The organism is Mycobacterium sp. (genome assembly GCF_049281135.1).
Taxonomy (GTDB): Bacteria; Actinomycetota; Actinomycetes; order Mycobacteriales; family Mycobacteriaceae; genus Mycobacterium.
This window is the reverse complement of the sequence record NZ_JBAPRN010000257.1, coordinates 1-2,271: the sequence shown is the minus strand read 5'-3', so window position 1 is coordinate 2,271 and position 2,271 is coordinate 1. Positions and strand designations below refer to the sequence as shown.

2 protein-coding genes are annotated in these 2,271 nt (G+C 61.6%); both read left to right on the top strand.

What is annotated here, in order from left to right; genetic code table 11:
• A partial coding sequence (locus WAN02_RS10335; RefSeq protein ID WP_422264058.1) for a class I adenylate-forming enzyme family protein occupies nucleotides 1-1,414 on the top strand: 1,414 nt, incomplete at its 5' end.
• A gap of 58 nt (nucleotides 1,415-1,472) precedes the next feature.
• On the top strand, nucleotides 1,473-2,271 hold a 799-nt coding region (locus WAN02_RS10330; protein WP_422264057.1), incomplete at its 3' end, for a cytochrome P450.

Below are 2,271 nucleotides of genomic sequence, written 5' to 3'. Positions count from 1 at the left end.
GATTGCCGGTGGACTCAACGCCCTTGGAACAGGCCACGGTGACCGGATTGGTATCTACGCGTCGAACTCCCTCGCATGGTGCGAACTGGCCCTCGCCGCGCTGCGCATCGGCGCGATCGTCGTCCCGCTCAACTTGCGGTTCACCAGCAGCGAGTTGCTGCCCGTTGTCGATGACGCCCAACTCAGCTGCATTGCTTACGATTCCGCGCGCGCCCAACGCTACGCGCCGCTGGCCGCCGACCAACCGGACATCGTCCCCATTTCCCTGGATAGCACTGCGCCACCAGAACTCTCGGTCGACACGTTGGCAACATCACCGCGGGCGGGGACCCCAGGCCAAGTCACAGCGGACGACGTAGCCATCATCAGCTTCACCTCGGGCACCACCGGAAAACCCAAGGGGGCGATGCTCACTCACGGCAACATCCTGGCTCACGTCACCCAATGGTCGCGGGCCAATGATTGGACGACCTCGACCGCACTGCTGTGCTGTCTGCCGCTCGCCTTCACGGGCGGGATCGTGAACAACTTTCTCGGCGCTTACGGGGTCGGCGGGACCTTGGTTCTCGAAGACGCCTTTGAGCCGGCTCGGGCACTGGAATTGATGACGTCGGTGCCCGTCACCGCGATGACCGGCGTTCCAGTGATGTTTGAGCAAATCGCCTCAGCCCCGGGCTTTGATGAGGCCGACCTGTCACACCTGACCACGGCTGTCACCGGGGGAGCGACCGTATCAGAAGCGCTGTTGCGCGCATACCAGGCCAAGGGTGTGATGATCCGACAGGCCTACGCGCTGACCGAGGCATCGGGCAGCGTATGCATGCTTCCGAGGGAGCTGGCAATTCAGCGACCGGACTCGGCCGGTCTTCCCAATGTGCATACCGCGGTGCGCATCGCCGACGACCACGGTGTGGAACTACCCGCCGGGGAAATCGGTGAGATCCAGGTCAAGGGCCCTCAGGTCTGCGTTGGGTACTGGCGCGACCCGGACGCAACCGCAGCATCGCGGGTGGAGGGATGGTTGCGTACCGGAGACATCGGCTACAAAGGCCACGACGGCCTGCTGCAAGTCGTCGATCGAAAAAACGACAAGATCATTTCGGGCGGGCTGAACCTCTATCCGGCCGAGATCGAAAAAGTGATCGCCGGCTATCCAGGTGTTGCCGAGATTGCCGCCTTCGGGGTACCCCATGAGCGGTGGGGCGAGACCGTCGCGGTCGTTGTCGGAGGTAGCAAAGTCGAGTTCGACGGCCTGCTGTCCTACTGTCGAACGGTCCTCGCCGACTACAAGCGGCCACGGTATATCCAGATCCGATCGGAGCCACTGCCGCGGAGCGGGAATGGAAAAATCCTCCGGCGAACGTTGCGCGAAGAATTCGATGCTGCGGAGTACATGCGCACCAACTCAACGTGAGACTTACCGAAATGTCAGCCTAAGCCTAGAAATCTCTTGCAACTGGGAGTGGTGAACCATGACCGTTCATGAAACTGAGAGAACCGAATTCGATCCCGCCGAGTTCGATCATTTCAGCCAAGAGCATGCCGACGATCCCGACCCCGTATGGCATGCATTGCGACGGATCCGCGGACTCGCTCGCAGCGAAAAATACGGCGGATTTCGCATCGTCTCCCGCTATAACGACATCTGCGAGGCGGCGCGAACGCCAGAACTCTTCTGCTCTGGTGAGGGTAATTCGTTACCCCGCCACGATTTTCCCAACTTGATCCCATCAGATGTCGACCCACCGCTGCATCATCAGTACCGCAAGATCCTCAACGTGTCGATGGCGCCGCAGGCTGTCAAGGAGCGTGAAGCCGAGATCCGCGAACTGGCCGACGAGCTTCTCGCTCCGCACGCCGGTTCCAGTGGCGAGATCGACTTCTGCGAAGTGCTCGCCACCCCGTTCCCCCAGTCCGTTGCGTTGCGCACCATTGGATTTCCGGATTCGGATCGCGCGACGTTGGGCCCGTGGATGCACACACTTACCCATCTGCGCGGAATCGACGACACCGCCGTTGCCGAAGCGGCCGTCAACGTCTTCGCCCGGTTGACCGAGCATCTCGCACAGCGTCGAGCCGAGCCTCGCAGAGACGACCTATTCAGCCTGTTGCTCGACGCTGACATCGACGGCCGCCCGATGAGCGACGAAGAGATCATCATCTACACCCTGCTGCTGTTATTCGGTGGCCTGGACACCACGTCGAGCGCGATCGCGGGATCGATCTACTACCTCGCTCAGCACCCCGAGGTTCGCCAGGCTCTGTTGGACG